The 24696-nt window shown below is 65.9% G+C and carries 20 protein-coding genes; 12 read left to right on the forward strand and 8 right to left on the reverse strand.

Features of this window, described 5'->3' with window-relative positions; genetic code table 11:
- Nucleotides 1–44: 44 nt before the first annotated feature.
- On the reverse strand, nucleotides 45–1295 hold the full coding sequence (locus tag CA260_RS19050) for an efflux RND transporter periplasmic adaptor subunit (protein WP_111984646.1): 1251 nt from the start codon (nucleotides 1293–1295) through the stop codon (nucleotides 45–47).
- A gap of 354 nt (nucleotides 1296–1649) precedes the next feature.
- On the opposite strand from CA260_RS19050, the gene CA260_RS19055 reads away from it, so the two are divergent.
- On the forward strand, nucleotides 1650–2171 hold the full coding sequence (locus CA260_RS19055) for a c-type cytochrome (protein WP_111984647.1): 522 nt from the start codon (nucleotides 1650–1652) through the stop codon (nucleotides 2169–2171).
- 868 nt (nucleotides 2172–3039) lie between these two features.
- Here CA260_RS19055 and CA260_RS19060 read toward each other — a convergent pair.
- Nucleotides 3040–3636: an ACP phosphodiesterase gene (locus CA260_RS19060; RefSeq protein WP_111984648.1), complete on the reverse strand. Its 597-nt coding sequence runs from the start codon at nucleotides 3634–3636 to the stop codon at nucleotides 3040–3042.
- Between the two features lie 57 nt (nucleotides 3637–3693).
- Here CA260_RS19060 and CA260_RS19065 point away from each other — a divergent pair, with 57 nt between their 5' ends.
- The 4 genes from CA260_RS19065 (at nucleotide 3694) to CA260_RS19080 (ending at nucleotide 8037) form a co-directional block, all read left to right on the forward strand.
- Nucleotides 3694–4383 (forward strand): alpha/beta hydrolase, encoded by a 690-nt coding sequence (locus CA260_RS19065; protein ID WP_111984649.1) that lies wholly within the window; start codon nucleotides 3694–3696, stop codon nucleotides 4381–4383.
- 63 nt (nucleotides 4384–4446) lie between these two features.
- Nucleotides 4447–5568, forward strand: coding sequence for a cell division protein ZapE (gene zapE / locus CA260_RS19070; protein ID WP_111984650.1), 1122 nt, complete (start codon nucleotides 4447–4449; stop codon nucleotides 5566–5568).
- Nucleotides 5569–5686: 118 nt separating this feature from the next.
- Nucleotides 5687–6064 (forward strand): peptidase C13, encoded by a 378-nt coding sequence (locus tag CA260_RS19075; protein ID WP_111984651.1) that lies wholly within the window; start codon nucleotides 5687–5689, stop codon nucleotides 6062–6064.
- Between the two features lie 146 nt (nucleotides 6065–6210).
- Nucleotides 6211–8037, forward strand: coding sequence for a sensor domain-containing phosphodiesterase (locus tag CA260_RS19080; RefSeq protein WP_111984652.1), 1827 nt, complete (start codon nucleotides 6211–6213; stop codon nucleotides 8035–8037).
- Between the two features lie 94 nt (nucleotides 8038–8131).
- Here the strand turns inward: CA260_RS19080 and CA260_RS19085 are convergent, their stop codons facing one another.
- On the reverse strand, nucleotides 8132–9802 hold the full coding sequence (locus tag CA260_RS19085; protein WP_111984653.1) for an AMP-binding protein: 1671 nt from the start codon (nucleotides 9800–9802) through the stop codon (nucleotides 8132–8134).
- A gap of 637 nt (nucleotides 9803–10439) precedes the next feature.
- On the opposite strand from CA260_RS19085, the gene CA260_RS19090 reads away from it, so the two are divergent.
- Nucleotides 10440–11744 carry an amidohydrolase gene (locus CA260_RS19090; protein ID WP_191983781.1) on the forward strand — a complete coding sequence of 435 codons (1305 nt, stop codon included), beginning with the start codon at nucleotides 10440–10442 and terminating at the stop codon, nucleotides 11742–11744.
- An 8-nt stretch (nucleotides 11745–11752) separates the two neighbouring features.
- Here the strand turns inward: CA260_RS19090 and CA260_RS19095 are convergent, their stop codons facing one another.
- Complete coding sequence (locus tag CA260_RS19095; RefSeq protein ID WP_238149838.1) at nucleotides 11753–13894, reverse strand: TonB-dependent receptor family protein; 2142 nt, start codon at nucleotides 13892–13894, stop codon at nucleotides 11753–11755.
- 362 nt (nucleotides 13895–14256) lie between these two features.
- Here CA260_RS19095 and CA260_RS19100 point away from each other — a divergent pair, with 362 nt between their 5' ends.
- The gene (locus CA260_RS19100; RefSeq protein ID WP_238149839.1) at nucleotides 14257–15060 is read left to right on the forward strand and encodes an SGNH/GDSL hydrolase family protein; all 804 of its coding nucleotides are present in this window, start codon (nucleotides 14257–14259) and stop codon (nucleotides 15058–15060) included.
- A 13-nt stretch (nucleotides 15061–15073) separates the two neighbouring features.
- Here CA260_RS19100 and CA260_RS19105 read toward each other — a convergent pair whose 3' ends face one another.
- Entirely contained in the window at nucleotides 15074–16639 is a 1566-nt protein-coding gene (locus tag CA260_RS19105) for a phospholipase D family protein (RefSeq protein ID WP_111984655.1), read from the reverse strand.
- A 292-nt stretch (nucleotides 16640–16931) separates the two neighbouring features.
- Between CA260_RS19105 and CA260_RS19110 the strand changes: the two genes are divergently transcribed.
- The 4 genes from CA260_RS19110 (at nucleotide 16932) to CA260_RS19125 (ending at nucleotide 20389) form a co-directional block, all read left to right on the forward strand.
- Nucleotides 16932–17285, forward strand: coding sequence for a DUF5329 domain-containing protein (locus tag CA260_RS19110; protein WP_172461919.1), 354 nt, complete (start codon nucleotides 16932–16934; stop codon nucleotides 17283–17285).
- Nucleotides 17286–17385: 100 nt separating this feature from the next.
- Nucleotides 17386–18207 carry an SAM-dependent methyltransferase gene (locus tag CA260_RS19115; protein WP_111984656.1) on the forward strand — a complete coding sequence of 274 codons (822 nt, stop codon included), beginning with the start codon at nucleotides 17386–17388 and terminating at the stop codon, nucleotides 18205–18207.
- 112 nt (nucleotides 18208–18319) lie between these two features.
- Nucleotides 18320–18607 (forward strand): hypothetical protein, encoded by a 288-nt coding sequence (locus CA260_RS19120; RefSeq protein WP_111984657.1) that lies wholly within the window; start codon nucleotides 18320–18322, stop codon nucleotides 18605–18607.
- Between the two features lie 6 nt (nucleotides 18608–18613).
- Complete coding sequence (locus CA260_RS19125; protein ID WP_238149840.1) at nucleotides 18614–20389, forward strand: tetratricopeptide repeat-containing diguanylate cyclase; 1776 nt, start codon at nucleotides 18614–18616, stop codon at nucleotides 20387–20389.
- A gap of 57 nt (nucleotides 20390–20446) precedes the next feature.
- On the opposite strand, the gene CA260_RS19130 is transcribed toward CA260_RS19125, so the two are convergent.
- From CA260_RS19130 to CA260_RS19140, 3 genes are all read right to left on the reverse strand, one after another.
- Entirely contained in the window at nucleotides 20447–21505 is a 1059-nt protein-coding gene (locus tag CA260_RS19130; RefSeq protein ID WP_172461920.1) for a methyltransferase, read from the reverse strand.
- Between the two features lie 232 nt (nucleotides 21506–21737).
- A complete protein-coding gene (locus CA260_RS19135) occupies nucleotides 21738–22352 on the reverse strand; it encodes a peroxiredoxin (RefSeq protein WP_111984659.1) in 615 nt (204 codons plus the stop codon).
- Between the two features lie 274 nt (nucleotides 22353–22626).
- Nucleotides 22627–23502, reverse strand: a complete 876-nt coding sequence (locus CA260_RS19140; protein ID WP_111984660.1) for an EamA family transporter — start codon at nucleotides 23500–23502, stop codon at nucleotides 22627–22629.
- Nucleotides 23503–23644: 142 nt separating this feature from the next.
- On the opposite strand from CA260_RS19140, the gene selD reads away from it, so the two are divergent.
- Nucleotides 23645–24685, forward strand: a complete 1041-nt coding sequence (selD, locus tag CA260_RS19145; RefSeq protein ID WP_111984661.1) for a selenide, water dikinase SelD — start codon at nucleotides 23645–23647, stop codon at nucleotides 24683–24685.
- Nucleotides 24686–24696 lie beyond the last annotated feature (11 nt).

Consider the following 24696-nt stretch of genomic DNA (forward strand, 5'->3'; position numbering starts at 1 on the left):
TGTCGCGTCTTCGCCAGCCATGCCTCGTCCCGCGCCTCGCGTCATCAGCCGCCGCGGCGACCGCCCTGCTTCTGCGCGTTCTTCTTGGCCTTGTCCATCTCGGCCGGCGTCGGCGCGGCCGGCACTTCGCCCGGCTTGAGCGCCTTGACCTTGCTGCCCGGCTTGAGGCGGAACTGGCCCTCGGTGACCACGCGGTCGTTGAGCGCCAGGCCCGAGCCGATCATCACGTGGCTGTCGCCCACTTCGCCGGCGACCTTCACCGGGTTCATCTTGACCGTGTCGTCCTGCTGCACGAGGTACACGTAGTCGCCATCCGGACCGCGCTGCACCGCCTGCGACGGAATCACCAGGCCGCCGGTCACCGTGCGCACCTTCAGGCGGACGTTGACGAACTGGCCCGGCCACAGGTCGCCCTTGGCGTTCTGGAAGATCGAACGCAGCTTGAAGGTGCCGGTGGTGGTGTCGATCTGGTTGTCGACGACGTTGAGCACGCCATCGTCGGCGATGGTATGCGCGTCGGCGCGATCCAGCGCCAGCACGCTCAGCGGGTCGCCACCGGCGGCGGCCTTGCGCACCATCTCCAGGTTCTGCTCGGGCAGGTTGAAGGTGACGTAGATCGGATGGATCTGGGTCAGCGTCACCACGGCCGTGGTGGTGGTCACCACGTTGCCCGGGTCCACGTTGCGGATGCCCGCGACGCCGTCGATCGGCGAGACGATGCGGGTGTAGTCGAGGTTGACCTTGGCCGAACGCACGGCAGCCTTGTCGGCGGCCACGGTGGCGGTCAGGTTGGCCACGTTGTTGCGGAAGGTGTCCATGTCCAGCTGGGCCACGTAGCCCTTGGCGACCAGCGCATCGTTGCGCTTGAGCGTGCTCTGCGCGGTCGAAAGCTGAGCCTCGTCCTGCTCCTGCTTGGCCACGGCCTGGTCATAGGCGGCCTGGAACGTACGCGGGTCGATCTGCGCCAGCAGGTCGCCCTTCTTCACTTCCTGGCCTTCCTTGAAATTGATGCTGAGCATCTGCCCGCTGACCTGCGGGTTGATGGTCACGGTATTGAGCGCCTGCACGGTGCCCAGCGCGGTGAGGTACACCGGCACGTCCTGCTTGACCACGGGCTCGACGGTGACCGGCACCGGCGTGTCCTTATCCTTGTCCTGGCCCTGGCCCTTGCGTTGACCGCTCTGCTCGCCCGCCTGGCCGCCATCGGCAGCCGGCTTGTGCAACAGACGGAAGCCCACCGCTCCCACCACGATCACGGCCACAACGACCAGCGCGATCTTCCAAAAACGCGACATGAAAAACTCCCAGAAATAGACGGCAGGCCCACCCGACCTCACCGGCGCTGCAGGAACACCTTCCCTGCGCCTGACTTTGTACGTCGGATGAAAGGATAGGGTCAGATCAACGGGAATAGACAATGCCAGTTGACATGGGTGCCCCATGACCGATGGCAGGGTTTTTACCGCGTGATCGCGTCAAAACAAAGAAAACTGCGTGAAATGGCCGCGCCACGCAACCGTCAAATCGGGCGATCGCCGCCCTGAAACTTGCCGCAGGGTTCGTCTATACTCCCCTCCTTGTTGTCTGAACCTGTGCCTAACCCGGCTGCAAGGCCGTCCTAGAGATGGAGTGATTGCGTGAGCGGTTCCATGACCAAATCCGACCAGAGCTTCATGCGCAGCTTCTCGTTGCTGATCGCGGGCCTGGGCGCGTTGACCCTGCTGCTGATCGTTGGTGCCTGGTTGATCTACGACCACGAGCCGAAGGAAACCAATCCGGAGTCCGCCAAGCAGGTGGCCGAGCGCATCGCGCCGGCAGGCGCCGTCTACGCGGGCGACACGGGCCGCGCCGCCATGGCCGCCGCGCAGGAAGCCGCCGCCAAGGCCGCCGCTTCGCAGGTCGCCTACGGTGGCACCACCGACGGCAAGACCATCTACGACAACCTCTGCCACAGCTGCCACACCGCGGGCGTGGCCGGTGCGCCGAAGCTGGGCGACAAGGGCAACTGGGGTCCGCGCATCGCCGAGGGCCTCGACACCCTGGTCAAGCATGCGATCGAAGGCTACAAGGGTCCGGATGGCAACATGATGCCGGCGAAGGGCGGCAATCCGGCGCTCACCGATGAGCAGGTGAAGAATGCGGTGCATTGGATTGTGGATCAGGCCAAGTAATCGGCCTGCTCGCGTCTGATGTCGACGAAACGCCGCCCACGGGGCGGCGTTTTTCGTTGTGGGGCATCCTGCCGAACACGCCAAGCCTTCGTTTGGTGGAAGCGCACCCTGAGCGCGACAGGCGCATGGGGCGTCACCTCCCGGATGCGCACCGTTGACCCCTCTCCCGCCGACCCGACGGTGGTACCGGTGGGAGAGAGGACTGGCATGAGAGGGGCTCTCGGGACGCTGCTTAATGCCTGTAGGAGCTCACCCAGTGCGCGACCGCAGCGTGGCGTCATCGCGGCTACCGAGAAATGAGGCGAGCTGTCAGTGCGCGGTCGCGCACAGGGTGCGCTCCCACAAGGCGTTGTAGCTCCGCGTTGCGATGTGCCGCGCAGCGGCACGAGCCTTCACCAGAGCCCCTGCGTGGCGGTGAGGGGTGGACGATCAGGCCCCGCAGGGGTGCCCGACAGGACGTCGAGCACTTTTCGTCCGGGCAGGCGCCCGGTCGAAAAGCCCGGCCGCCCCTCACGGACTGGCTGGGCGCAGCCCGGACAGCGCCATGCGGGGTGCCGTTCTCTTTGGCATTGCCACCTTTACGGTGGTTACTTTCTGACGCGAAGCTAATCCCTGTGGGACTTGGGCAAGCAAGAGAAAGTGGCCCGGGCCGCGGCAGCGGTTCGGAAGCCCGCGGCAGGCGAGCCAGCGGCGGAAGCGGCGCAACAGAAGCGAATGTCACTGGACTCCTGCCTTCGCAGGAGTGACGAACGGGAAGGACTGCGGCGAAAGGCGATCGCGCACTGGGTGCGCTCCTACAGAAGAGCTGACAGCCGGCTCCCCCGCATGAGGCGGCCACCTCGCAGGTGACAGAGCACGGCGCGACCGCCTACCGCACCGGCAACTCCGCCTCCCGCCACCGCTTCGCGAATGACTGCAACTGCGGATAAAACGCCTCGAAATGCGCCTGCAGCGGGCGGTCCAGTCCGACCAGGACCGGCAACGCCTCGGCTACCGGGTTCGCACGACGGAGACGATGCGAGATGCCATCCAGGGCGGCGCCGATTTCTTCGGGGCGGGCGTAACCGCCGGGCAGCGCGTGCGCTTCCATGTAGTGGCGAAAACGCTGCAAACCCGGCGGCAGCAACGGGGTGTGGCGATCGAGCATGTCGCGCACACCGAGCGAATAGGTTTCCAGGCGCTGCTCGCTCCAGCGCGGGAAGTCGCGCGCCAGCAGGTGGTCGAACCACATGTCGAGCAGGATGCCGCCGTAGCGTCGGAACGGCGCCGGCAGCAGGCTGCGAGCGGCGGCCACTTCCGGATGGCTGTCGGTATAGACGTCGATGGCGCGGTGCAGGCGGATGCCGGCGATCACGCCCGAAGGCAGGGCCGGATCGGGCTGGCCGTGCACGAAATCTCCCATCAAACCGCCCAGTTGCAGCAGTTCGTCTTCGCCTGCGAGCAGCGTATGGGCGAGGTGGTTCATGCGACTGGCTCCGCTCGGCGCCTACGACAGGCACAGGTGCCGGTTATCATCTTGTCCATGAACCCCGTCATGCTGCCTACCCAACCCGACCATTTTCCCGAGCAGGCCGCCAGCTTCGCGCTGGAAGGACCGGCCGGCAAGCTCGAAGCGATCAGCGACGTGGCGCTGCCCGACGAGGCGCGCCGCGGCACCGCCATCATCTGCCATCCGCACCCGCTGCAAGGCGGCACCATGCACAACAAGGTGGTGACGATGGTGGAACGCGCGCTGCGCGAGTCCGGGCTGGACACGGTGCGGTTCAACTTCCGCGGCACCGGTGAATCCGAAGGTACTTACGATCACGGCAATGGCGAAGGCGACGATCTTGCGGCCGTGGCCGCGTGGGTGCGCCGGCTGCGTCCCGACGATGCGCTGTGGCTGGCCGGCTTCTCGTTCGGCAGCTATGTCTCCATCCGCAACACGGTGCGCCTGCATGCCGATGCGCTGATCAGCATCGCTCCGCCTGCCGGCCGCTGGCCGTTCGAGGGTTTCGAGCTGCCCAGCTGCCCCTGGCTGGTGGTGCAGGGCGAGGAAGACGAAGTGGTCGATCCGCAGGCCGTGTTCGACTGGATCGATGGCATGGCGAAAAAGCCCGAGCTGGTGCGCATGCCCGAGACCAGCCATTTCTTCCACCGCCGCCTGATGGACCTGCGCGGCGTCATCAAGCACGCCGTGCAGCCCTGGCTTCCGCCGCTGCGGCAGGACTGATGCCGCGCCCGCTCTCCATGCCCGCTCCCCACGGGCGCACCATCCCCCGAATCTGCCGTACCCATGAGTGATACCCCCCTGCTCGCGCCCAGTGCGCGTTATCAAGAAGGCGTCGCCGCCCACCGCTGGGAGGCCGATCCGGCCCAACAGGCGCTGCTGCCCGAATTCGACCGCATGCATGCCGCGCTGGTGGCCAGCACCGCCAACGGTAATGGCAGCGGACTGTTTGGACGTCTGAAAGCCCTGCTCGGCAACGACGAGCGCGAGGCCGTGCCGGGCCTGTACCTGTGGGGCAGCGTGGGCCGCGGCAAGACCTTCCTGATGGATCTGTTCGTGGCCAGCCTGCCATCGGGCATGGCGCTGCGCCGCCACTACCACCGCTTCATGGGCGAAGTGCACGAACAACTGCGCGCGCTCGGCGAGCGGCAGGACCCGCTGCTCGAGGTGGCCGCCAACCTCGCCTCGCGTTGCCGCGTGCTGTGCCTGGATGAGTTCCTGGTCAACGACATCGGCGACGCGATGATCCTCGGCACCCTGCTGCAGGCCCTGTTCGAACGCGGCGTGTCGCTGGTGACCACCTCCAACACCGCGCCGACCAACCTCTACAAGGATGGCCTGCAGCGCGCGCGTTTCCTGCCCGCCATCGCGCTGATCGAGAAGCACTGCCGCGTGGTGCAGATGATTTCCTCCCACGACTGGCGTCTGCGCGCGCTGACCCAGGCCGACGTGTACCAGACCCCGCCAGGACCGGAGGCCGAACGCGCGCTGGCGCGGATCTTCTCCAGCCAGGCGGAAGGCCAGGTCGACGAAGGCGGCGAGATCGTGCTCAACGATCGCCCGATCCCGGTGCGCAAGCGCGCCGCCAACATCCTGTGGTTCGACTTCGCCGCACTGTGCGAAGGACCGCGCGCGGTGTCCGACTACATCGAGCTGGCCAAGGCCGGTCCGGCGGTAATCATTTCCAACGTGCCGCAATTCACCGTCTACACCGACGACGCGGCGCGCCGCTTCGTGCTGCTGGTGGACGAGTTCTACGACCGCCACGTGAAGCTGATCCTCTCGGCGGCCGCACCGATCACCGAGCTGTACGACGGCGAGCGCCTGCGCGCGGAATTTGGTCGCACGGAATCGCGATTGATCGAGATGCAGAGCGAGGAATATCTCGCGAGCGAACACCTGTCCTGACCGTCCAGCGCTCTTGTAGGAGCGCACCCAGTGCGCGATCGCGGCTTCCGCTCCGTTGGCTTGTCGCGCACTGGGTGCGCTCCTACAGTGCAGTAAATACAGTACGCACGGAGCCCTCATGCCCATCCTGCTAGCCCTCGCCCTGCAGACGGTCCCCGCCGCCGGCACCGATTTTCAAACACGGATGAGACAGGCCAAGCTGGCCGAAGGCGCAGCCGCCGGGCCGGACTACCAGAAGAAAATGTGGGATCGCATCGGCAACGCCACCACCGATGCGTACAAGGCCTGCCTCGCGAGCAACACGCCGGCCGACAGGTCGCCTTTCACGCTCGTGGCGAATGTGGGTACGGACGGCCATCTCACCGACATCGCGGTGCAGCCGGCCACGCCGGTCGCCAACTGCATGGCCGGCCAGTTCGCGAGCTGGGTGCTGCCCGCGCCGCCTGCAACACCCGCGCCCTACCCCGTCGAGATCGATTTCAGCATCAAGGAGTAGGCCACCCGGCCGATGGCTTCTGTGGAGATGGCGCGGGCAAGATGCCCGTATCGGCCTTCCATATGTCTCATTGCGGACCGTTGCGGGGCTGCAGTAGCCTCGGCTGACGGAGACGTCGAGCCGTTCCTCACAGGGGTGGGATCGCGATGCGCACGACCGCGGGAGACAACCCGGGGCAGCACACGGGCGGACATTCGGACGCGTGGGAAACAGCCGTCCAGACTTCCGTCGGCGGAGCGCCTTCCGAAGGTTTCGCCGTACCCGGCTTCGACGCCGTCGTGCGACTGGTGTCGCGCTCGCTCAACGTGCCCCTGGTGGCGTTGGTGCTCCATGGCGGCACGGCCTACTGGTTCGCCAATGGCAGCGCGCTGCCTTCGCATGAACCGCGCATGCTGCATCCGCTCTACATGGAAGCGGCACGCAGCCTCGATCCGCTGGTGGTGCTCGACACCCAGTCCGACCCGCGCTTCACGGACGTGGCCCCGGCGCCGGGCGCCAACTCGCCCATCCGCTTCTTCGCCAGCGAACCGGTATGCACCCTGACCGGTCAGCAGATCGGCGCGCTCTGCGTGATGGACCTCGCCCCGCATGCCGAACTGAGCGAACACGAGCACACCTCGCTGCGCGATGCGGCATCCCTCATCGGCGCCGGCGTCGTGCTGCGCAGTTATCTGGGGCGCACCGATCCGATCACGCAGTTGCCGCATCGCTATGCGTTCTTCGACGACCTGCGCCGGCATTTCCAGGAGGGTTCACCGCTGGCCTGGGTCATCGCCATCGATGTCGCACCGGTGCAACGCTTCAACGCCTTCATCCGCGCGATGGGTCATGCCTACGCCGACGAACTGATGCGGGCGGTGGCGCAGCGCACGCTGGCATGGATACCGCCCGAGACGCGGCTGTACCAGGTAGGTGCGACACGCTTCGCGGCCGTGCTGCCCGACCGGCACCTGGAAGCGGACGCCACGCGGCTGGACGAACTGGTGGCGCGCCTGCGCCAGCCGTTCGACTGCCTGGGCATCCCGCTCACCATCCAACCCGGCGTGGGCTTGCTGAAGATCGGCGAGAGCGAGCTGCGCGGCGGCGACCCGCTGCGGCTGGTCATGAACGCCTCGTATGCTGCGCAACACAGCGTGCGTGGCTGGGCCGTCTACGATCGACGGCAGGACGAACTGCATCGCCAGGAATTCTTCCTGGTCACCGAACTGGCGGCGGCACTCACCGATCGCACCGAACTCGACCTGCACTACCAGCCGCGCGTGGACCTGGACAGCGGCCGCTGCGTCGCGCTCGAGGCGCTGGCGCGCTGGCACCATCCCACGCTGGGACTGATTCCACCCAGCCGTTTCATCGGCCTCGCCGAGCGCGCCGGACTGATGCGCTCGCTGACGCAATGGGTGCTGGAGCACGGCGTCGCGGAACTGGCTCATTGGCGCAGGAAGGGCCACGACATCAAGCTGTCTTTCAACGTGTCCAGCACGGATCTCGGCGCCGACCTGGTCAATCGCGTCCGCCAGGTGGCCGAACGCCACAAGGTCGGCCTGGATTCGCTGGAACTGGAGTTCACCGAGAACACCTTGATGGAACACAGCGCCACCACGCGCCGCCATCTCACCGCGATACGCCAGCTCGGCGCCGGCATCGCCATCGATGACTTCGGCACGGGCTACAGCAACCTGGCCGCGCTGCGGCAGATGCCCGCCACCAGCCTGAAGATCGACCAGTCGTTCGTACGCGGCATGGGCACCAGCCGCCATGACGAGGCGATCGTGCGTTCGGTGGCCGATCTCGCGCGCAGCATGGGTTTCCGCGTGGTGGTGGAAGGCGTGGAGACCCATCATCTCTACGACAGCGTGCTGGCGATGGCCTGCGACGAAGCGCAGGGGTTCCACATCGCACGCCCCCTGCCCGGTGCGGACGTACTGCCCTGGCTCGCCACGCATCGCGGCATGCCGTCGCGCCGCGTGGTCTAGGGCGCCTTCCGCCCTGCTGCAGGAGCGCACCTAGTGCGCGAAAAGCCTACGGAGCGGCAACGTCAATCGCCGCGGTCGCGCACTGGGTGCGTTCCTACAAAAGAAGCTCTTCGGCCATCGCTTCGCGCATCAGGTACTTCTGCACCTTGCCGGTGACGGTCATCGGGAACGCATCCACAAAGCGCACATAGTGTGGCACCTTGAAGTAGGCGAGGTGGTGCCGGCAGTAGCTCTGGATTTCCGCCTCGCTGGATTCGCACCCTTCGCGCAGGCGTATCCACGCGCACACCTGCTCGCCGAACTTCGGGTCCGGCACGCCGAACACCTGCACGTCCTGCACCTTCGGATGGCTGTAGAGGAACTCTTCGATCTCCCGCGGGTATACGTTCTCGCCGCCACGGATGATCATGTCCTTGAGCCGGCCGACGATCGTGCAGTAGCCGTCGTCGTCGATGACCGCGAGGTCGCCGGTATGCATCCAGCGCGCCTCGTCGATGGCCTCGCGCGTGCGTACGTCGTCTTCCCAGTAGCCGAGCATCACCGAATAGCCGCGCGTGCACAGCTCGCCGGTCGCGCCACGCGGCACGATGCGGCCCTGTTCGTCCACCAGCTTCACTTCGAGATGCGGATGGATGCGGCCGACGCTGTCCACGCGGCGCTCCAGCGGGTCGTCCGGGGTGGTCTGGAAGCTCACCGGGCTGGTCTCGGTCATGCCGTAGGCGATGGTGACTTCGCTCATGTGCATCTCGCTCACCACGCGCCTCATCACTTCGATGGGACACGGCGAGCCCGCCATGATGCCGGTGCGCAGCGAGCCGAGGTCGAAGCGACGGAACTCCGGATGTTCGAGTTCCGCGATGAACATCGTCGGCACGCCATGCAGCCCGGTGCAGCGCTCCTCCTGCACGGCTTCCAGCGTGGCGAGCACGTCGAAGCCCTCGCCGGGAATCACCATGCAGGCGCCGTGCGTCACGCAGGCGAGGTTGCCGAGCACCATCCCGAAGCAGTGGTAGAACGGCACCGGGATGCACAGCCGGTCCTGCTCGGTGAGGCGCATGGCCTCGCCAATGAAGTAACCGTTGTTGACGATGTTGTGGTGCGTGAGCGTTGCGCCCTTGGGCGCGCCCGTGGTGCCGGAAGTGAACTGGATGTTCACCGGATCGTCGAAGCTCAGCTCGCATTCCATCGTGTGCAGATGGTCGATGGCTTGCGCATCGCCGCGCGCCGCCACCTCGCTCCACGCGTGCGTGCCCGGCGCAGGCGCATCGTCCAGCACGATGACATCACGCAAGGCAGGCAATCGCACCGATGCCAGTTGCCCCGGCGGGCTGCCCGCAAGCTCGGGCGCCAGCTCGTTCAACATGTCCAGGTAATGCGAGCTCTTGAAGCGGCGCGGCAACACCAGCGCCTTGCAGCGTACCTTGTTGAGCGCGAACTCCAGCTCATGCACGCGGTACGCCGGATTGATGTTCACCAGGATCAGCCCGGCCTTGGGCGCCGCGAACTGCAGGACCACCCATTCCGCGCGATTGGGCGCCCAGATGCCGATGCGATCGCCACGCTTGAGGCCCAGCGCCAGCAATCCGGCCGCCACGCGCTCCACGTCGGCATGGAATTGGCGGTAGCTCAGGCGGACCTGCTGCGAACGGACCACCAGGGCGGGCCGCTCCGGATGCATGGCCGCGATGCGGTCGAGCAATGAGCCCACGGTATCGCCCAGCAAACGCTGTGAACTGACGCCCTGGACATAGCTCGGCGCACGCATGGTCGCGTCCTTCGTGATCGGCGGCCGAGGATAGCACCGGCGTTCGCCACCCCACGGCACGTTCGACCTTTGTAGGAGCGCACCCAGTGCGCGACCGCCTTTCGCCTCAGTCTTCGCTATTGGTTTGGACGGCGCGCCGTCTTGTTTCGGTTGTGGCGTTATCTCATTCGGGCTCGCCTGCGACCGAAGGGAGTCCCGTGGGGCCGCGGGCTTCCGGACCGCTGCCGCGGCCGGGGTCACTTTCTCTTGCTTGCCCAAGTCCCACAGGGATTAGCTTCGCGTCAGAAAGTAACCACCGTAAAGGTGGCAATGCCAAAGAGAACGGCACCCCGCATGGCGCTGTCTGGGCTGCGCCCAGCCAGTCCGTGAGGGGCGGCCGGGCTTTTCGACCGGGCGCCTGCCCGGACGAAAAGTGCCCGACGTCCTGTCGGGCACCCCTGCGGGGCCTGATCGTCCACCCCTCACCGCCACACAAGGGACTGGGTGAAGGCTCGTGCCGCTGCGCGGCACATCACAGGGTGTTGCTCGTTGTAGGAGCGCACCCAGTGCGCGACCGCAGAGGTGATGCCCCGCGTGACGGTCGCGCACTGGGTGCGCTCCTACAGGGGGTGGCATCGCGCTAGGATCGGGCCACCTCATGCGGAGAGCTTCCATGCGCCAGACCGTGCTTGTCCTCGCCCTTGCCGTCGCCGCCATGGGCGCCCACGCCGCCGACACCACGCAACTGGTGCAGAACGAGTTGCCCCAGGTGACCAGTTGGCGTCGCGACATCCACCAGCATCCCGAGCTGGGCAATCGCGAGACACGCACTGCCGCCCTCGTGGCCGCACAGCTGAAGAAGCTGGGGCTGGAGGTGCATACCGGCATCGCGCATACCGGCGTGGTGGGCATCCTCAAGGGCGGCAAGCCCGGGTCGAAACTGGCCATACGCGCCGACATGGACGCGTTGCCGGTGACCGAGGAAGTGGACTTGCCGTTCGCCTCCAAGGCCAAGGGGGAATACCGCGGCAAGACCACCGGCGTGATGCATGCCTGCGGCCACGACACGCACACCGCCATGTTGCTGGGCCTCGCCACCGTGCTGGCCGGCATGAAGAAGGACCTGCCCGGCGAGGTGATGTTCGTGTTCCAGCCCGCGGAGGAAGGTGCGCCTCCGGGTGAGGAAGGCGGCGCATCGCTGATGCTGAAGGAAGGCGTGTTCCGCGAGTTCAAGCCCGACGCGATGTTCGGCATGCATGTGGTGAGCGCGCTCAACGTCGGCACGGTGGCCGTGCGGCCGGGCGCCACCATGGCGGGCTCGGACTGGTTCAAGCTGGTGGTGCATGGACGTCAGACGCACGGCGCCATGCCGTGGAACGGTGTCGATCCCATCGTCACCGCGGCGCAGATCGTCAACGCGGCGCAGACCATCGTCAGCCGCAAGCTCGACATCAGCGAGCTGCCGGCGGTGCTCAGCTTCGGCATCATCGAGGGCGGCTCGCGCTACAACATCGTGCCGGACAAGGTGGAACTGCAGGGCACGCTGCGCACCTTCGACACCGGCATGCGCCAGCAGGCGTTCGACAACCTCAAGTCCATCGCGGAGCACATTGCCGAAGCCAACGGCGCCACCGTGGAAACGCAGATCCCGGTGGGCGACAGCAATCCGGTGCTGGTCAACGACCCGGCACTCGCCGCCCGCGTGCGCAGCAGCATCGGCAAGGCCATCGGTGCGGACCACGTGATCGAGGCACGTCCCTGGATGGCCTCGGAGGATTTCGCCTATTTCGCGAAGGAAGTGCCCAGCGTGTACTTCTTCGTCGGCGCCACGCCTGCCGGGCAGGATGCACTCAAGGCACCCGCCAATCACTCGCCGAAGTTCTTCGTCGACGAAGGTGCGCTGAAGATCGGCATGGAGTCGATGCTGCAGGCCACGCTGGACTATCTCAACACGCCAGGCTGACCCATCGCTCAAAAGCTGAGGCGCGCACCGAACAGCCAGGTGCGCCCCGGCGCAGGCTCGTAGTAGCGGCCATTGCCGTCGTTGACGATCACCGAACCGATGGTGCGGCGATCAGTGAGGTTGTCCACTCGCGCGCTCAGCTGGAGGCGCTCCTTTTCGCCGAGCACGAAGGTATAGGCCACGTCGGCATCGAACACGGCGTAGCCAGCCGCCGTGGCGGTGCCGAGGTCGTTCGCGGTGGTCATGCCCGCGCTGCTCAGCGTGATCCCTTCGCGCCAACCGGTATCGCCACCGTGCTGCAGGCGTAGCGAACCGTAGTCTTCGGGCACGCCGGGCATGCGCGAACCCGACGCCACCGGCACCGTTGGCGTGGTGCATGGCGTGCCGACGCAGGTGAGGAAACCGCTGCGGAACTGCGCCTGCAGATGCGTGTAGCCGGCGATGAGGTGCCAGTCCGGCGCGAGCTGCCCGTCGAAGGAAAGCTCGATCCCCTGTCGACGCGTGTCATGCACGTTGCGGTAGGTGGTGCGTCCGTTGACGCTGGTGGCGATGGCCAGTTCGTCACGCGTATCCGCGCGAAACAGCGCTGCATCGAATGCCATCGTGGACGCAGGCTGCCACTTCAGGCCCGCCTCGTAGTTATGGCTGCGTGCGGGCCGCAGGTTGAAGGCGAGCCCCGGCTGTCCGTCGCTGCGATAGCCGAGTTCGTTGTAGCTGGGCGTCTCGAAACCTTCGCCGTAGCTCGCATAGAGCCGCAACGCATCGCCCGGCCGGTACTGCAGCGCCAGCACCGGCGTGGTGGCGGAATAGTCCACGCTGCCGCTGTCGTCCGGATTGCGCGGGGTGATGTAGTAGTCGTGCTCGTCGAAGCGTACGTCGTCATGGCGCAGGCCGAGCATCAGCGCCCACGACGGCATGAAATGCCAGTACCACTGCGCGTACGCATCCACGTCGTCGACGTTGTCGTCCTCGTCGCGACGTAGCCGGCCCTTCACGCCCAGCGTGGTGCCCACGAAGTTCTCGTAGCCCAGGCGATGCTGGCGCTGATAGTCGCCGCCCGCGCCCAGCACGAACTCGTAATCGCCGCCGGCGAGCTGCCCGCGATGCGACCACCGCAGGTCGGCGCCACCGTAATGCGTGTTGGGCTCGACCACGCCGCCGGGCTGCAGCGGGTTGAGCTGGGTGGTCACGGGTATCGACTGGTACTGGGTGATCTCGCGTTCGCCGTAATACACCATCGCACGCCACTGGCCGTCGTCGCCGGCAGGTCGTTCGTAGATCACGCCGAGCTGGTCCTGCCGCGTGCTCTTGCGCGTATCGAACTGCAACGCCGCGGGCGACGCCTGCCGCGGGTCGGCCGTCGCCTGCGCCTTGGTCAGGCCCATCGGGTCCTCCGCGCGCGGCTGGTTCAGATGGTTCACCACCACCGTCAGCGACTGCCCGTGGCCGAGATCGAAACCCAATCGCGCATGCGCAGACTGACGGTTCACGCGGCTGTGCTGCCGATAACCGCCCGAAAGGAACTGCGACGCGGCGACGTTGTAGTCCATCAGGCCCACGGTGCCACGCGTATCCACGCTGTAGCGGAAGCTGTCATCGCTGCCGCCGTACACGCCCAGCGTGGTCTGCGGCGCCGAGGTGCCCGGCGCACTCCACATCTGCACCACGCCGCCGGAGGCATTGCCGTAGAGCACGGAAAACGGCCCGCGAAGCACCTCCACGCGATCGGCCGTGTCGAGCATGAAGTGCGAAACCTGCCCCTGCCCGTCCGGCAGCGTCGCGGGCACGCCGTCGAGATAGAGCCGGATGCTGCGCACGCCGAACGTGCTGCGCGAACCGAAGCCTCGGATCGAGATCTGCTCGTCCTGCGCGTAGTTCTGCCGGTCGCGCGCCAGAATGCCGGGTACGCCCACCAGCGTTTCGGAGAGATTGACGCCGGCCTCCCCCGATTCCGACGGAGCGACACGCACCACGCTCAACGCAGCCGGCACATCGATCGGCGGCATGCCCATGCGGCTCGCGTTGACCTGCACGGCGGAAAGCGTAGTGGCGTTGCCCTGCGGCGCAGTCTGCTGCGCATAAACCGCCGCGCAGGGTGACGCTGCAACGATCATCGCGCTGGCCATCCTGCGAAGGCGTCGCGAGGACATCGTCGGTCTCCATGGCGTCGTGAGGTAGCGGTGCATGATCACGATGTGAGTGAGGGTGATGCAAGTGCGCCGTGCGTGCCTGCGTGGGCGTGCTGCGTTGATGGCGATTCGCTTCGCAGGCTTTTCGCGCACTGGGTGCGCTCCTACAGGGAGCGCAAGGCTTTGCGCTCGATGCGGTGGCGCCCATGGAAGAGCCGTGACGCCTCATGGCCTTGGTTCGACCGATGGCGAGGATGTCACTGCTTCGCGATGCGGGTAAGCTGGCTCTTCGCGTCGCCTTGCGCACTTCGCGACCCAGTGGTCGTGATGGTCAGCACCTCACATGCGCGAACTCCCGTCCTCATCGAATGGAGACACCCTTGATGTTCGTTCGCTGGATGATCCGAGCCCTTGCCGCCATGTGCATCGCTGGCGTCGCCACCACGACGGCGCTTGCCGAGGACGAACCCACGGGTGTCGTCGCCGACCCATGCACCCGCCAGAAGACGCCCGAGCAGGTGCCGGATGGCCAGTGGATGTCGTACATCCTTGCACACGATTTCGGGCAGCTTTGTCATTACCGTGCGAAGAATGCGTCGCTGCCTCCGCCTGGCAAGGCGACGCCGCGGGTGGTGTTCCTGGGCGATTCGATCACGGAGGGCTGGGAGAAGCTCCATCCGGACTTCTTCACCGATGGCAAGCTGGATCGCGGCATCAGCGGGCAGACCACCTCGCAGATGTTGCTGCGGTTTCGGCAGGACGTGATCGAGCTTCATCCGCAGGTGGTGCATATCCTTGCCGGGACCAACGATGTCGCCGGCAACACGGGGCCGGTGACGCTGTCGCAGGTGGAGGGCAATATCGCATCGATGGCGGAGTTGGCGCGGGCGCATGGCATCCGCGTGGTGCTTGGCTCGGTGCCGCCGGCGGAGAAATTTCCCTGGCGCTCTAACCTCGTCATCGTTCCCACCATCAAGGTGCTGAATGCCTGGATCAAGGACTATGCAGCGAGCCATGGCGACACCTATGTCGACTATTTTTCGGCCATGGCCGATGCATCGGGCGGCATGAAGGAGGGCTTGTCGTCCGATGGCGTGCATCCGACACGCGAGGGTTACCAGGTGATGGAACCGCTCGCCAATGCTTCGATCAAGCAGGCCCTGGAAGCATCAGCCGACACACACTGACCTGACCGGCAGTTCAAAGCAGGCTGTCGAGGGGAAACAGGCGCAACAGCGTTACCTCGGTGCGTCGCTTGGTGGTGGCGTCAGGCTCGCTCTGGTAGATGACGGGCTTGCCATCGGCCGTGGTGAGCCACACCAGGTGGTGGGAAGCGGGATCGACCATGACCTGGTACGCGTTGGACGGCAAGGTCGCGGTGTGGAAGAAGTCGCTGACTGCCTGCGCCAGTCCAGGCGAATCCACGATGACGCCCATCTCGGTGTTGAGCAGCTTGGATCGCTGGTCCATGTTCAGCGAGCCGATGAAGACCTGCCGGTCGTCCACCACGATGGTCTTGGCGTGCAGGCTGATGCCCGACGATTTGCCCAGCGTGGTCGACGGCTGGCTCTGGCCCCATGAAGGTTTCAGCTCGTAGAGCTGCACGCCGCCTTCGGCGAGCGCCTTGCGGTAGTGCACGTAGCCCGCATGCGCCGCGGTCTCATCGGTGGAGGCCAGCGAATTGGTGAGGATCTTGATGGACAGGCCATGCTGCGCCAGCGAGACCAGGTGCTTGGTACCGGCATCGCCCGGGACGAAGTAAGGCGTGGTCGCCAGGATCTCGTGCTGCGCCCCGTCCAGCATGGACTTGAGCTTGGGGCCGATGCGCAACGCCGGCACATCACGCGAGGCCTCGATTTTCTCGGGCTGGTCAGCGACCAGTTCGGCATCGCCCCAGAACCATGCGCCGCGCGCGTCGGCCGTCGGTCCATCCGGAAGCTCGTTGATCACGGCCTGCGCGTAATCCGATTGGTTGAAGGCGCGGACTTCCTTCTTCAGGACTTGCCGGGCCGCGGCGAGGCGCTGGCCGGAGTCGTCCGTCTTCTTGAGCTGGTCGAGCGGATAGGCGGCGTCGCAGTTCCAATACGCATCGAACGCATCGGATGCCTGTTGCACCACGGGGCCGATCGCCACCACGTCCAGGTCGCGAAAATGCGTATCGCTGCCCGCATCGAAGTACGGGTCCCCGATGTTGCGCCCGCCGATCACCGCCACGTTGTTGTCGACGATGAACGATTTGTTGTGCATGCGCCGGTTGAGTCGACGCCACTCGAGCATGAACTGCGTGGCGCGCGACAGCAGCGTGGGGTTGCGTGTCTGGAAGGGGTTGAACAGGCGGATCTCGATGTTCGGATGCGAATCCAGCGCCTCGAACAGATGATCCTTGTCGTCGAAGTTGTTGTCGTCGATGAGCATCCTCACGCGCACGCCCCGATCGGCCGCCGCCAGCAGATGCTGCAGCATCAGGTGCCCGGTCATGTCGTTGGCGAAGATGTAGTACTGCAGGTCGATCGAGTGCGCGGCCTGGTCGGCCAGGGCCACGCGGCTGAGCAGCGCGTTCGTGCTCAGGGTCAGCAGGCGAAACCCCGACTGGTTCTGGTGCTTGTCCACCTCCGCATGCGCATAGCGGGCCGCCGCGGTGTCATTGGCGGGAGGCAGATGGTGTGTCTCTTCCTTGGCCGTGCTGGGCGGAAGCGTGGAACACGCCTGAAGGAAAAGACAAAGGATTGTGAAGGCAAACGCGACAACCCGACGATCTGTCCGCATGTCCACACCTCGATGCAGCCGGACGACGAAGCAAACCCGGACGCATCATCCATTTAACATAGCCAAGCCCTATCACGGCTGACTATCGCGTGCCGGTGGGAGACATGCGCCACGCCCGCACATGTTCCGTACAGCTTGCGCATCGCGGAACCATTCGAAATGGCCGTCCGAACGACCGCTCTCGTGGGCGCATCACGTCTTCGTGATCGACAAAGCATGCCGTTGCCAGCAACCATGCATCACCATCGCATCGCGGAACGTCATCGTGCACTCAACGCGGTTACTCGCCGGCATGCTTGGACTCGGCTTCTGCGTCGTATGCCCGACGGTCGCGCGCGCCGACCTGGATGCCATCGGCCAGCGCGAAGTGCAGGCATTGCTTGCCTTCGTGGGAAGCAGCCATTGCACGTTCATCCGCAATGGCAAGGCGTACGGCGCCGACCAGGCACGAAGCCACCTGGAGTACAAGCTCAACTACCTGCTGCAGCGGCACCGGGTGAACTCCGCGGAGGAATTCATCGAGCGCGCGGGCACCGAGAGCAGCTTCAGTGGCAAGCCTTATCGGGTGGACTGCGATGGCAGGGAACGTCCCTCCGCGGATTGGCTCATGGAAGAACTGCACCGGATGCGCACGCCTGGTCCCTAGGCCGGTGGTGACGATCCACCTCTCCGAGGGGCCGTCATGGGCGGCGGCTCCGGGGGCCAGCCGTCACACACCCGCCCGGAAAATTGCCTACCATCAGGCGATGACCGACCATTTCCCTCCCCAAAACGCCACCCGCGGCAGCCTCGCCTGCGTCGGCCTGGGCATGACGCTGGGTTCCCATCTCACGCCGCTGGCGCGCAGCCATATCGAGCGGGCCGACGTGGTCTTCGCCGCGCTGGCCCATGGCGCCGCGGAGATGTGGCTGCAACGCATGCATCCGGATGTGCGCAGCCTCCAGCCCTATTACGGGGAAGGCAAGTCGCGGCAGAAGACCTACCGCGAATGGGTCGACCTGATGATGGCCGAGGTACGCGCCGGCAAGCGCGTGTGCGGCGTCTTCTACGGCCACCCGGGCATCTTCGCGTGGTCGCCGCGCAACGCCATCGAACGGGCGCGCGCAGAGGGCTACGCCGCGCACATGGAGCCTGGCATTTCCGCGGAGGACTGCCTGTACGCGGACCTGGGCATCGACCCCGGCCGCTTCGGCTGCCAGCACTTTGAGGCCAGCCAGCTGCTGTTTTACGAGCGCCGGCTCGAACCCACCGGCTACCTGGTGCTATGGCAGGTGGCGCTGGTCGGCGACTGGTCGCTGACGCGCTTCGAAACCGGCCCTGCCTACCGGCAGGTGCTGGTCGACGTTTTGAGCGCCGACTATCCGCTGGACCACGAGATCATCGTCTATCGCGCCGCGACGCTGCCGATCGAGAGGCCGAGGGTGCGCCGCCTCCGGCTGGGCGAGTTGCCCGACATCACGCTGACCGGCGAAGACACCGTCGTACTGCCGCCCGCCGCGCCCCTGAAACCAAACCTCGCGGTGCGCCAACGGCTGCAGTCGCTGGACAAGGCGAGCGCTTTCGCATGAACCTTTCCGCAGCCCTGCCCATCCGCGACATCGCACGTGCGCGCGAAGGCATTGGCATGAGCGTTGCTTGCATCGGAGATGCCTGAAACATCACAGGGAACAGGGGGAAACCATGTCGGATACGATCGATTTGCTGGAAGCCATCGGCAAGGACGCAGCCTTGCGGCACGCGACGGCGGAGGAACTGGCGGATGTGCTGGCCAAGGCGAACGCTTCCGACGGCCTGATGGCCGCGGTGAAGCAGGGGGACAGCGCGCTGCTTTCCGCCGAGCTTGGCCTCAATCTGCTGCTGGTCAATCACGACCTGCACACCGGTGGCCAAGAGGAAGAAGAATCGCCCGATGGCGAGCCCGGTGAAGAAACCCCGGACGAAATCCCCGCCGATTCCGTGCTCGGCTGACCGGTCATGCCACGTCGGTGGCACCGCTTCACGCCATGGGCCGCGCTGGCGGCCATGGCGTTTTGCGTCACCATCCGACCATCGTTTGCCCAAACACACTCGGCGGATCTCGGCGTGCAGCTCGAACAGGCCGAGAGCCTGCGCACGGCGGACCACCCTCGTTTCCTGGCGCGCCTGAATCTGTTGCGCTCGCAGGCGGCCGCCATGTCCATGCGCGAGCGCTGGCATCTGCGCTACCTCGAGGCGTGGGAGGCCTCCTTCCAGGGCGACTACGTAAACGCGGAACCGCGGCTCCGCGACGTCATCGACCACTCCGACGACCCGGCACTGGCCGTGAAGGCATCCGCCATCCTCATGGGCGACTGGGGCAGCAACAAGCGTTATGAAGAAGCCTTCGAGCTGGCCAACCAGCTCGTGGAGAAGCTCCCAGGCACACAGGACAAGCTCGCGCGCTTCGTGGCGCTTTCCTATCTCTCGCAGCTGCTGCGCTCGGCCGGCCAGTACGAACTGGCGGCGAACTACGCCCATGACATGGCGCAGGATCTCCCCGCGGGCGAAACCGCCTGCAAGCCGCTGGCCATGCGGATCACCGCGCTGTACGAAACGCGCAAGCTGACGTCGTCCAGCCCCGAGCTGCAGGAGGCACTCGATGCCTGCCAGGCTGCGCGCGATTCGGTGTTCACCAATGCGCTCTGGCTGGTTAAGAGTGACCTTCACCTCGACGAAAACGAGCCCCTGAAAGCGGTGCAACTGCTGCTTCGCATTGCTCCGTCCGTCCGCTCGGACCAGTACTACTCCAACATGCTGACGACGCAGGTGCAGTTGGCGCAGGCCTACCTGAAGCTCGGCAAGGACGACGCGGCACGCAAGGCGGCGCAAGCGGCGCTGGCCCTGAGCGATCCCGGCGACATCAGCGAAACGCTGAGGGACGCCTATCGCGTGCTCTACAGCCTCGACAAGAAACAGGGCAACACGGCGGCGGCCTTGGCCGATTACGAGCATTACGTCGCGCAGGACGTCGGCTACCTCAACGACGTCAGCGCCAGAGCACTGGCCTACGCCATGGCCAAGCAACACGTGATCGTGCAGAAGCTGGAAACCGAGAAGCTCAGTCGCGAGAACAATATCCTTCGCCTGAAGCAGGCGCTTGACGCCAAGGCGGTCGAAACGATCCGTCTGTATGTCGTGTTGCTGCTCCTGGTGCTGGCATCCGCCGTCTTCTGGCTGTTGCGGCTCAAGCGATCGCAGCTTCATTTCAAGAAGCTGTCCTCCATCGATGGCCTCACCGGCGTCTACAACCATCAGCACTTCATGGGCGAAGCCGGCAAGGCCCTGCACCTGCTGGAGCGAAGGCAGGGCATGGCGTGCCTGTTCTTCATCGACCTCGACAACTTCAAGCACATCAACGACACGCATGGCCACGCCACGGGCGACGCCGTCCTGCGGCGTACGGTGACCATCTGCCGGCAACAGCTGCGTCCCACCGATCTGTTCGGTCGCCTGGGCGGTGAGGAATTCGGCATCCTGCTGCTCGATTGCACGCGCGAACAGGGCATGAGGATCGCCGAACGCATTCGTCGCGCCATCGACGTCGCCAAGCTGGAAGGCGATGCCGGCATCGTCACGTTCTCCGCCAGCGTCGGCCTTGCTTCCACCGAATACTGCGGCCACGACTTGCAGCGGCTGTGCAGGGAGGCGGATGCGGCGCTGTATCGCGCGAAACGCGCCGGCCGCAATCGTGTGGTGTCCGATACCGAAGAAGACGGGCTGGTCGAAGCCTGACGTGCATCGATACGCGCGCGCCATGCCTGCCGCACGCAGGCATGGCGCAACCATGCGCTACTTGATGCCGATCACCATCGAATCCGGTCCCAGCAGCGGCTCGACGCGCACGTCGCGGAAGCCCGCGGCCGTCATCCACTCGCAGCATTCCTTGCCCGTGTAATCGAAGCCACCGGGTGTTTCGATCAGCATGTTGAGGCTCATCAGCAGGCCGAAGGCGTTGTGTCTGCGCTCGTCGTCGATGATGGCGTCATACACGATCAGGCAACCGCCCGTCGGCAGCGCGTCGTAGCACTTGGCCAGCAGGGCCTGCTTCTGGTCGTAGTCCCAGTCATGCAGGATGTGGCCCATGATCAGCACGTCGGCCGACGGACAGGGGTCGTTGAAGAAATCGCCGGGATGGAAGCGCAGCCGATCCTGCAGGCCATGGGCTGCGACGTAGTCGTTGAACACCGGCGCCACCACCGGCAAGTCGAAGCCGCCGCCGCGCAGATGCGGATGTGCCTGCGCGATCTGCACGGGACACGCGCCCTGCGCCGCGCCGATGTCGATGAAGCTGCGGTAGTTCTCCCAGGGAAACTTCGTCGCGATGGCGCGGGCCGCACCGAGGCTCACGCCGGTCATCGCCTGCAGGAAGCTGCGCAGCGACGCCTCATTGCGATAGAGCTCGTCGAAAGGCGACGCGCCATCCTTCGTCCGGTTCTGCGGCAGCCCGGTGCGTAGCGCGTCGGTGAGCGAACCCCAGTCCGCATAGAGGCGCGTCTCCATCATCTCCAGCAGGCCGCCCACGTAGCTCGGCTTCGCGCGGTCGAAGAAGAGGTCGGCATCCGGCGCATTGCGGTACTGGCCGTTGTCGCGCTCCAGCGCGCCCAACGCCACGAGCGTATCGAGGAAATCGCGGGACGACCTGGGATGCAGGCCAAGCGCGCGCTCGAGTTGTTCCCTGCTGCGGCTGCCGCCTGCCAGCTGCGTGAACACGCCGAGTTCGACGGCGGAAAGCATGGCCTTGGAGGCCCAGAAACCCATGCCCAGCTGCAGCAGGCGATCGGGGGAAAGCGCTTGGTTAGCGGGAACAGCCACGGGTGTTTCACGAACTGCGTTCTGCGGGACTTGCATGGGACCCTCCGGGGTAGACGCGTCGTACAGCGCCAACCCCTGGATCAAAGGCGCGTTCCGTATCACGTGCGTTGTTGTGGAGCGCAGAATCTATCGCCAGGTTCTTGCGCAAAAAACACAACTTTCGACGGTCTACGAACGTCATAGGTCCTAGGTCATGGTCCAGGCGGCCCCGGTTCGTTGGGTGCCATGGCAGCCATGTCTATGGCACGCCATGGCACCTTCGCGCGGTTTACGGCGCCTTGCTGCCGTTCAACTGCTCCACGATGGCGAGCGACTTCGCCACGTGTTCCTGCGGATGCAGGTGATCGGCTTCCGAGTCGAACACCGCGGCGATCTTGCCGTCGCGACCGATCACGAACGTGGTGCGCGAGATGAAGCCGTGATCGATCACGGCACCCTGCACGTCCTTCGCGCCCGGCACGGCAGCAGACATCTTCAGGTCGTACGACGCGGCGATCTTGCCCGCGGGATCGGACGCGATCGGGAACTTGCCCGCGCAGAAGTTCGGATCGGCCGAGAACTTGTTGAGCCGCTGGATGCTGTCGGCCGACACGCCGATGATCGTCGCGCCCGCCGCCTGGAACTTCGCCGCCTCGGTGGCGAAGGCATGCGCCTCGACATCGCAGCCGCCGGTATAGGCGGACGGGAAGAAGTACACGACGACCGGTCCGTTCTTGAGGGCGTCCGCGAGCGAGATATCGGAGGCCTTGCCGTCCTTGCTGGCCTGGGCGGTGAACGCGGGCGCGGCCGTGCCCTGGCTCAATGCGGCGAATGCGGGCGACGCCACCAGCGCGCCAGCTACCAGGGCTCCCGTTGCCAGCGACACTACAAGACGCTTGTTCATTGCTTCATCCTCGACATGCTTATGGAAGGAACTGCGCGAAAGTTGGATCCGGCGGGCCATCCAGGCTTCCGGCCGGGCCGCTCCTTCGGCCTCGTTGGGACTGACGCGTCCATGGCAGCGGATCATTCTTGGGCCACTGATCCGAGGTGGGTGCCCGTGCAGCCCGCAAAGGTTGCATTTCCCGATGCCGCCGGACGCCGCGTGAACACACGTCGCTCGGCGAGCATGTGCCTCATCGGGACCGGAAGCAATCCACGGCGGGAAGCGTCACAGCTCAGTTCGCTGGCGAGGCGGGTCTGGTTACGCTCAGGGCGGTGCCGGCCGCCGCCACGATGATGGCGAGGATGGCCAGCCATTGAAGCGGGCTGAGTCGCTCGCCCAGCAAGGTGACACCCGCCAGCGCCGCGACCGCGGGTTCCAGGCTCAGCAAGGTACTGAAGGTGCGGGCCGGCAGGCGGGTCATCGACACCATCTCCAACGAATACGGCAGCGCTGAACTCAGCAGCGCCACGCCGAGCGCGTAGGGCAACAACGCCGGCGACAGCAGCGTGGCGCCGGCGTGCGCGACACCGAAGGGAATCGCCACCAGCGCGCCGATCGAGGTACCCAGCGTCACCGCGTCGGCGCCGTAGGTCGCACCGGCCTTCTTGCCGAACACGATATACAGCGCCCAGCCCACGCCGGCCGCCAGCGCATAGGCCACGCCCATCGGATCGAGCGCATGCGCCTCCCCGCGCAACGGCAGCAGCAACAGCAGGCCGGCGACCACCAGGGCGATCCACACGAAATCGACCCAGCGGCGCGAGGTGGCCATCGCCAGCGCCAGCGGGCCGGTGAATTCCAGCGCCACTGCGATGCCGAGCGGAATCGTGCGCAACGACAGGTAGAACACGAGGTTCATCACGCCCATCGAGAGGCCGTAGCCCCACAACGCCCATCGGTCGCGGCGACTGCCCCAACGTCGCCATGGCCGCCGCCACAGCAGGAGGATCAATGCGCTGAGCCCCAGTCGATACGCCGTCGCGCCCTGTGCGCCCACCTGCGGAAACAGATGCTTGGCCAGCGAGGCGCCGCACTGGTACGACACCATGGCGATCAGCAGCGTGCCAATCGCAAGCGCCATCTGGGCAACGTTGGAACGTGACGACATGGGCGCGCGGCCGGAACAGGGACGGGCCTTCCATGATGCCAGCATGCGCGCCCCGCACCTATCACCGTTCGCGTCGTGGCTTCACACGGCTTTTCGCTATGCTCGGGACACTGGCCGCTGCGCCATCGGCACAGGAGTTCGCATGACCTCCGTTCGTCTGACCGACCTCGCCCACGGCGGCGGCTGCGGCTGCAAGCTCGCGCCTTCCGTGCTCCAGCAACTGCTCGCCGACAAGGCCGCCGCGATGCCGTTCGCGGGGCTGCTGGTGGGCACGGAAACAGGCGACGACGCCGCGGTTTGGCAGGTGGACGAGCGCACCTGCGTCATCGCCACCACCGACTTCTTCATGCCCGTGGTGGACGATCCCTACGACTTCGGCCGCATCGCCGCCACCAACGCGTTGTCGGACGTCTATGCGATGGGCGGCAAGCCCATCATGGCGCTGGCCATCCTCGGCATGCCGCTGGACAAGCTCGACGTCGATACCGTCCGCAACATCCTCGCGGGCGGCGAGGCCATCTGCAGGGAGGCCGGTATTCCGGTGGCGGGTGGTCATTCGATTGATTCGGCCGAACCGATCTACGGGCTCGCCGCGATCGGCTTGTGCGCGCCAGCGGAGCTCCGCCGCAACGCCACGGCACGAGCCGGCGACACCATCATCCTCACCAAGGGCATCGGCGTCGGCATCTACTCGGCCGCCTTCAAGAAACGGGCGCTGCCCGCGGACGCGTACGACGAAATGCTGGCCTCGACCACCCTGCTCAATCGCATCGGCCATGAACTGGCGAAAGACGACGACGTGCACGCCATCACCGACGTGACCGGCTTCGGCCTGCTCGGGCATGCGCTGGAAATGGCGCGTGGCAGCGGCGTGCGGTTGCGCATTGAGCAGTCGAGCCTTCCCTTCTTCACGCAGGCGGAAGCGCTGGCGCAAGCGGGCTACATCACCGGCGCATCGAAGCGGAACTGGAACAGCTACGGCGACGGCGTCACCCTGCCCGCCGACCTGCCGGAATGGCGCCGCGCGCTGCTCACCGACCCACAGACGTCAGGCGGACTGCTGGTGGCGTGCAAGGCGGAAAAAGCCTCGGCCATCCGCGACAGGATCGAAGCCGCGGGCTATCCGGACGCGCGCATCATCGGCTCGGCGGTGGCGGTTACGCCGGGCATCGACATCGTGTGAGCGAGCCGCCG

This window comes from Dyella jiangningensis (genome assembly GCF_003264855.1).
GTDB lineage: Bacteria > Pseudomonadota > Gammaproteobacteria > Xanthomonadales > Rhodanobacteraceae > Dyella > Dyella jiangningensis_C.

Bases quoted from the DNA above. Each gene is read 5' to 3' on its own strand.
- CA260_RS19050 (WP_111984646.1), bottom strand. From the start codon at position 1,295: ATGTCGCGTTTTTGGAAGATCGCGCTGGTCGTTGTGGCCGTGATCGTG.
- CA260_RS19055 (WP_111984647.1), top strand. From the start codon at position 1,650: ATGACCAAATCCGACCAGAGCTTCATGCGCAGCTTCTCGTTGCTGATC.
- CA260_RS19060 (WP_111984648.1), bottom strand. From the start codon at position 3,636: ATGAACCACCTCGCCCATACGCTGCTCGCAGGCGAAGACGAACTGCTG.
- CA260_RS19065 (WP_111984649.1), top strand. From the start codon at position 3,694: ATGAACCCCGTCATGCTGCCTACCCAACCCGACCATTTTCCCGAGCAG.
- zapE (WP_111984650.1), top strand. From the start codon at position 4,447: ATGAGTGATACCCCCCTGCTCGCGCCCAGTGCGCGTTATCAAGAAGGC.
- CA260_RS19075 (WP_111984651.1), top strand. From the start codon at position 5,687: ATGCCCATCCTGCTAGCCCTCGCCCTGCAGACGGTCCCCGCCGCCGGC.
- CA260_RS19080 (WP_111984652.1), top strand. From the start codon at position 6,211: ATGCGCACGACCGCGGGAGACAACCCGGGGCAGCACACGGGCGGACAT.
- CA260_RS19085 (WP_111984653.1), bottom strand. From the start codon at position 9,802: ATGCGTGCGCCGAGCTATGTCCAGGGCGTCAGTTCACAGCGTTTGCTG.
- CA260_RS19090 (WP_191983781.1), top strand. From the start codon at position 10,440: ATGCGGAGAGCTTCCATGCGCCAGACCGTGCTTGTCCTCGCCCTTGCC.
- CA260_RS19095 (WP_238149838.1), bottom strand. From the start codon at position 13,894: ATGTCCTCGCGACGCCTTCGCAGGATGGCCAGCGCGATGATCGTTGCA.
- CA260_RS19100 (WP_238149839.1), top strand. From the start codon at position 14,257: ATGTTCGTTCGCTGGATGATCCGAGCCCTTGCCGCCATGTGCATCGCT.
- CA260_RS19105 (WP_111984655.1), bottom strand. From the start codon at position 16,639: ATGCGGACAGATCGTCGGGTTGTCGCGTTTGCCTTCACAATCCTTTGT.
- CA260_RS19110 (WP_172461919.1), top strand. From the start codon at position 16,932: ATGCTTGGACTCGGCTTCTGCGTCGTATGCCCGACGGTCGCGCGCGCC.
- CA260_RS19115 (WP_111984656.1), top strand. From the start codon at position 17,386: ATGACCGACCATTTCCCTCCCCAAAACGCCACCCGCGGCAGCCTCGCC.
- CA260_RS19120 (WP_111984657.1), top strand. From the start codon at position 18,320: ATGTCGGATACGATCGATTTGCTGGAAGCCATCGGCAAGGACGCAGCC.
- CA260_RS19125 (WP_238149840.1), top strand. From the start codon at position 18,614: ATGCCACGTCGGTGGCACCGCTTCACGCCATGGGCCGCGCTGGCGGCC.
- CA260_RS19130 (WP_172461920.1), bottom strand. From the start codon at position 21,505: ATGCAAGTCCCGCAGAACGCAGTTCGTGAAACACCCGTGGCTGTTCCC.
- CA260_RS19135 (WP_111984659.1), bottom strand. From the start codon at position 22,352: ATGAACAAGCGTCTTGTAGTGTCGCTGGCAACGGGAGCCCTGGTAGCT.
- CA260_RS19140 (WP_111984660.1), bottom strand. From the start codon at position 23,502: ATGTCGTCACGTTCCAACGTTGCCCAGATGGCGCTTGCGATTGGCACG.
- selD (WP_111984661.1), top strand. From the start codon at position 23,645: ATGACCTCCGTTCGTCTGACCGACCTCGCCCACGGCGGCGGCTGCGGC.